8 protein-coding genes are annotated in these 5,294 nt (G+C 65.8%); 1 reads left to right on the plus strand and 7 read right to left on the minus strand.

Annotated features, from left to right (window positions below; translation table 11 throughout):
* Window positions 1–914 (minus strand): phage tail tube protein (locus Q0L89_RS09060; protein WP_296764079.1); only part of this gene is annotated, 914 nt, incomplete at its 3' end.
* 104 nt (window positions 915–1,018) lie between these two features.
* Here Q0L89_RS09060 and Q0L89_RS09065 point away from each other — a divergent pair.
* Entirely contained in the window at window positions 1,019–1,906 is an 888-nt protein-coding gene (locus tag Q0L89_RS09065; RefSeq protein WP_296764082.1) for a GIY-YIG nuclease family protein, read from the plus strand.
* A 1-nt stretch (window position 1,907) separates the two neighbouring features.
* On the opposite strand, the gene Q0L89_RS09070 is transcribed toward Q0L89_RS09065, so the two are convergent.
* The 6 genes from Q0L89_RS09070 to Q0L89_RS09095 all read right to left on the minus strand — a co-directional run.
* Window positions 1,908–2,330, minus strand: a complete 423-nt coding sequence (locus Q0L89_RS09070; RefSeq protein WP_296764084.1) for an acyl-CoA transferase — start codon at window positions 2,328–2,330, stop codon at window positions 1,908–1,910.
* 218 nt (window positions 2,331–2,548) lie between these two features.
* Window positions 2,549–2,884 (minus strand): DUF1992 domain-containing protein, encoded by a 336-nt coding sequence (locus tag Q0L89_RS09075; protein WP_296764087.1) that lies wholly within the window; start codon window positions 2,882–2,884, stop codon window positions 2,549–2,551.
* Window positions 2,885–3,003: 119 nt separating this feature from the next.
* Window positions 3,004–3,636 carry a DUF6441 family protein gene (locus tag Q0L89_RS09080; protein WP_296764088.1) on the minus strand — a complete coding sequence of 211 codons (633 nt, stop codon included), beginning with the start codon at window positions 3,634–3,636 and terminating at the stop codon, window positions 3,004–3,006.
* Between the two features lie 4 nt (window positions 3,637–3,640).
* Window positions 3,641–3,952: a hypothetical protein gene (locus tag Q0L89_RS09085; protein WP_296764091.1), complete on the minus strand. Its 312-nt coding sequence runs from the start codon at window positions 3,950–3,952 to the stop codon at window positions 3,641–3,643.
* A 9-nt stretch (window positions 3,953–3,961) separates the two neighbouring features.
* Complete coding sequence (locus Q0L89_RS09090) at window positions 3,962–4,984, minus strand: major capsid protein (RefSeq protein ID WP_296764094.1); 1,023 nt, start codon at window positions 4,982–4,984, stop codon at window positions 3,962–3,964.
* A gap of 54 nt (window positions 4,985–5,038) precedes the next feature.
* Window positions 5,039–5,294 (minus strand): head decoration protein (locus Q0L89_RS09095; protein ID WP_296764096.1); only part of this gene is annotated, 256 nt, incomplete at its 5' end.

Below are 5,294 nucleotides of genomic sequence, written 5' to 3' on the forward strand. Positions count from 1 at the left end.
AGGGTTGCGGTGCACATGACGCCGGCGGTGCTGCTCAGCGCCGCCTGCCAGTCGAAGCTCGCCTGCACGCCCTGCGGCCCCGAGATCTCCACGCGCGGGCGTGGCAGGTAGACCTCGTGGGCGATCAGCTCGAGCGCCTCCCCGCTGGCCAGGGTAAAGGCAAAGACCAGCTCGCAGGGCGTCCCGTTCGCGGCCTGCTCGACCAGCGTCTCGTCGGCAAAGCGCGTCTCGATTTGCCCGGTCAGCGCCGCGACGGACGGGTCCGCCCCGTCGATGCGCCCGTCCGAGCGGATGGTCTCGATCCGGTCGAGGGTGTTGGCATAGGTGATCTCGGCGGAGACCAGGTTGGCCAGCTGGGCGCTGTCGCGCCGGATCGCGCCGTTGAAGTTGCCGAACCGCCTGAGATTGAGCGCGGCCAGCGCGCCCGCCGCCGAGGCGGTGGCCCGCGCTTCGCCCTGCGCCACCAGGCTCGCGGTGGCCTGCAGCTGCCCGCTGCGCTGCATCCGGAACGACAGCTGATCGAGCATGCAGCCCGAATACATGGCAAAGCGCGGCACCTCGGGCATGCCGACCTCGATCGCCAGGCTGGGCAGGCTGAAACTTCCCGAGGTGAAGGCATGCACGTAAGGCCCGGTGCCGGTGGTGGCGGGAGCGCCGAACGCCGCCCTCAGCCAGATCCAGAAGGTCTCGGCATCGATCGGCACCACCACGTCGCCGTCGGCGGTCACCGCGTCCCTGATCGGGGCCAGCGGGTCGCGCCCGAAGCCCAGCAACTCGTTGTCGATCAGCGGCTGCTCCGCCCCCAGCGTCGTGCTCGCAAACGGCATCCGGATAAACCCGCCTGCTGGCGGCGTGCCATAGGTGGTCTCGAAGCCGAGCGCCATCTGCGCCCGCGCCCCTTGCGCTCGTGCCATGGTGATCTCCTTTTTGACATGGGTGGGCGGACATCGCGAGGCGGCGTTGCCCCCGAGCCAAGCCCGGCTTACGCTCCACCCAACAGGCTGGGAGTAGAGCTGCGATGGATTTCAAAGACCTGTTGAGAGTTCAAGGCTACGACCCGGACGCAAAGGATCGCATCGTTCTGCTGCGCCATCGCCCTTACGAGGATCGGCTTGCCCGTGCGATGCCATGGATCATCGAAGAGCGCCCCGACCTATTCGAGACATACCAGGCCTTCCCGGGGCGCCCCGAGACATCGATACGGCGCGCCGAGTTCGTCGCAAGTTTCCTGGGTCTCTCGCCGGGCACGGCCCACTTTGTCGGGCTCTATCGGGTCGGCGAGAGCCGTCGGCTCGATCATGAGGCGTTCTGGCGCATCCCCGAGAACCAAACGCTATGGGAGATGGGTTACGGCGGGTTCACACACGAAGAGGTCGATAGATACGGCCCCCGCCTCCAGTTTGATCTGGAGCGACTGCCCTTCTACAGCGACTGGCGTGGCCGGCTCGTGATCGATTTCCCTCCACCCGAGCGGTCCTGGTTCCGGTGGGTCGACCGCGGCAGTTTTCCGATCCATGCGGTTCTAGAGGAAAGCGCTTTTTCGGCCCCGCCACCCGAATGGCGCGAGATCGACTTGACCTTCGCCGAGCTTGCAACCCTGCCGGCTTCATGGCGGGCGCGTCTTGCCGAATGGCGAGGGATCTACCTGATCTTTGATGAAAGTGACCGCCGGAGCTATGTCGGGTCGGCTTACGGTCAGGATAATATCCTTGGGCGCTGGCAATCGTACGCCGGCGACGGTCATGGCGGCAATCGCGAGCTGCGCGGACGCGATCCGCAACACTTCCGCTTCACCATCCTCGAGCGCCTCGCCCCGGACCTGCCGCCCGAGGATGTTATCGCCAGGGAAAACAGCTGGAAGATACGCCTTCACTCGCGGCAGCCGTTCGGGCTCAATGCCAACTGAACTATCCGCCAAGCGGATCATCGGTCGAATAGTGCAGCACCACTGGGATTACCGCCGCCTTCAGGGTGGCCGCGCCCTCGACGGGCAGATCGACCGGGCGCGGTGCTTCCGCCTCGACCCAGTCGCAGAGCCCGCCCAGCGTGCGGTCGGCGGAGACCACCGCACCAACGCTGGCGGTCAGCGCATCAAACGCCGCATCACGGTCGGCGCCCTGTACCACCGCCTCGATCTCGGCCCGGTGCTGATAGTGATAGCACAAAGGCGAGAGCGTCACCTCGGGCGCCCCCGGCTCGCCGTCGCGCAGGATCAGCAGACCAGCGGCGGGCACCCGCTCGGGCAGCACCTCACCGCGCAGGGCGGTGGCGGGGAGGGCCGAGAGGAGGGTGTGGAGGGCGGAGAGGATGGTTTCGCGGAGGGTGGGCATTGGCTATTCCTGACTTGAGTGCCGACAGGAGCTCGAACTGAGACATAAGGGCCGCAAACGGCGGTCGGTCGCTGCCCAAATGACCTGACGTGCGATCACCGTCCGCATCCCTGTCGATCGGACTGGTCAGGAAATCGCCAAGCCCGATAAAAGTGTCAGATGACCGCAAGGAGCCCAAAATGACGAATTCTGCTCGGCAGATGCTTGGCTGCGTCAGTCTAAGACCCCATGAACCGCCGTCGCGCATCCACTGCGATGTTGTAGCGCCGCTCAAGGTCGGCGATCAGGGCCATCGCAAGGCGCTTTGCATCGTCCCCTTCTACATCCCTATAACTCTGCTTCGCGGCTTCCAGCAGCTTCTTGATTTTGAATTCCTCGGGCAGTGCGCCCGCTTCAGCCATAATGCGACCTGCCACGGCCATCGCCACGTCCACGAAAGCGTCGCTTGAGCTGATGGGCAGCGGTTTTCCCTCGCCTTTGAGGCCGCTCAGCTGCCCCTCCGCGAGGGCCTTCTGGATTTGCCGCTCTACAAGGCTGTCGAAGGATCGGGGCATTTGCCTCCCTATGCACCGGTGCCGCTGAGAAAATGACGCGACTATCCATCACCATAGTCACAGGAAAAAAACGGACAATCATTATTCTGTATGGAAAGGCAGCTTCGTCCGCATAGCTGTCACCCGAACTTCCCCTCGACCCAGTTCGCCACGATCAACCCCGGCACGCTGTCATGCGCCCGCTCTGCATCCCGCGCCAGATCCAGCCGCTTGCGCAGCTTCACCTGCGGTACCAACAGGAAGATCGGCACGGTGGTCAACCCCCGGCCGGTCTTCGAGCGTGACGCCACGGCGCGGCCCTTCGTGTTCAGCCGTCCCTCCGCCACCAACAAGCTCGGGCCTGCCCTGCGATAGACAAAGCGCAGGCGCAGGCCGCGACGGCGTTCCCACTCACCCGGCGTGATCTTGCCGCCGCGCAGCCCCCGCCCGGCGGCTGGCGTCGGAATCGCCAGCCAGAAGCCGGCTTTCGAGCGGATCAGCGGGCCGGTGTCATGGGCGTTGATGATTTCCGGCGCGTTGGACCAGACGAAGGCTGCGGCGTTGAGGCTGGGCTTGCCCTTGGGGTATTGCGTTGACCTGATCGTGCGCGCAAGCCGGGTGCCAAGCCCCGCCCCGGTGATCTGGGCGCGCCAGGCGGTCTTGAGGTCCCGGCCCGCAATGCGCGTGGCGGTGCTGACAGCTTTCTCGCCCGCCTCGATCTCGGCGGCCATCATGGCGGCAAGGTCCGGGGTGATATCGAGCTTGAGCTTCATCGGTTCACACCGGCCTCATATCAATCGTCCAGACCAGCTGCTCGCGATCGCGCACCGGCTCGCCCTGGATGAGAAAACCGTCGCCATCAATCTCCACCCGGTCACCGGGGCGCGGGGTCGGCACCTCCGCCACGCGCAGATCGACGCGCGTGGTCTCCGACCAGATGCGCGCCTCACCAAAGCCGGTGGTGTCATCCGCGCGGCGCGCAACCACGCGGACGAGGACCGGCACGCCGCCCGCGGCCGTGAAGACGGCATCGCGGCCCATGTTGGGATCCCCGAATAGCGTGTCGATGACGTCTGCGAAGAGCGACATGATAAGCCCTCAGTTCGAGCTGTGCAGGCGGATTGCCAGGCGCGGGCGCTTGTTGACCGGCAGGATCGAGCTTTCCGTCATCAGATCGATCCAGCGCCCCTTCGCGTCGATCATCTGGCGCGCGTAAAGCGGCAGGCCGACGGTGTTGGCGGTCTCCAGCAGGTTGGCGGGCCCGCCATAGGTGGTGAAGGTGTCAAACGTGCCCAGCGGAAAGGCGATGCCCTCACCGGCGGGGATCAGGCGCTCCGAGGTGCCGTTGGAAAGCGTGACCGAGCCGTTGTATTCCTCGAACAGGATCCCCGCGAAGGGGAACGCACGGCGCATGTCCTGGCGCAAGGGCTGGCCACCGGTGGCCGAGAAGAACTTGTAGGCGTCTTCGGTCTTGGGGTGGCTGATCAGCTTGTCGAAGAACTCCGAGCTGACTAGTGCATGGGCGGTGGTCATGGTCTCGCCCAGCAGGTTGTCCTCGATCCCGCGCAGGGTGGTGCGCACCTTGCCCTGGATGTTGGTGCCGGCCGTGCCAAAGACGAAGTCGACCGAGATCTGCGCAAGCCCGAATTCGGCGAAGTAGTCGTAGAGCGTGGTGCCCGCACCGTCCTTCACGATGCCACGCAGCGCGTTCATCTCCATGTATTCGCGGGTCTGGGCATGCTTGCGGCGCATCAGCGTCAGCTTGCGGTTCATCACCTCGACCAGCGGATCGGCCGCATCGGACACACCCAGCGCGGGCATGCCCTGGATATCGGCGGGCAGGATGACGTCGTCATGCGGGATCCACGGCAGCGCGAAGCTGCGCATGGAGCGCTGTTCTCGGTTGCCCACCGTGGCGGGCGCCCCGAGCGGAACAGAGGGCAGAAGGCTGAGCACACCCTCGCGCTGCTCGATGACGATGGAGCGTTGCGTGACGCCCTCGAAGCGGAACAGGCCGATCTGGCCCAGGCGGGTGTAGAGGTTGGGCAGGATGTTGATGGCCTGCGTCATCTCGGCGAGCGAATAGCCGCCCGCGTCGAACGGGTTGCGGGTAATGGTCATGGGGGACCTCCGGGGAAGGGATGATAGAGGAAGGGCGCCGCGCGTGCGGCCCGCTCAGGCGGTGTCGCGGACGGCGATGCCCAGTGCGGTCAACTGGCCGTGCTTGGTGGCGATCTTGGCCGCGTCATTGACGGTGGCGTCATAGGCGAGGGCCGCACGCGAGACGATCGCGGGGCCGCGCACCAGGACAATGCCGGTCGCATCGGCCAGCGTGGTATCGACGGCATAGAGCAGCACGGCGGCGGCGGTCTGCGCGCCGTCGGTGCCGCCGGAGGTGGCGAGCGTGTATTTGCCGCTGGCGGTGATGCGG

It is taken from the genome of Sediminimonas sp. (assembly GCF_024637375.1).
In the GTDB taxonomy this organism is placed as follows: domain Bacteria; phylum Pseudomonadota; class Alphaproteobacteria; order Rhodobacterales; family Rhodobacteraceae; genus Sediminimonas.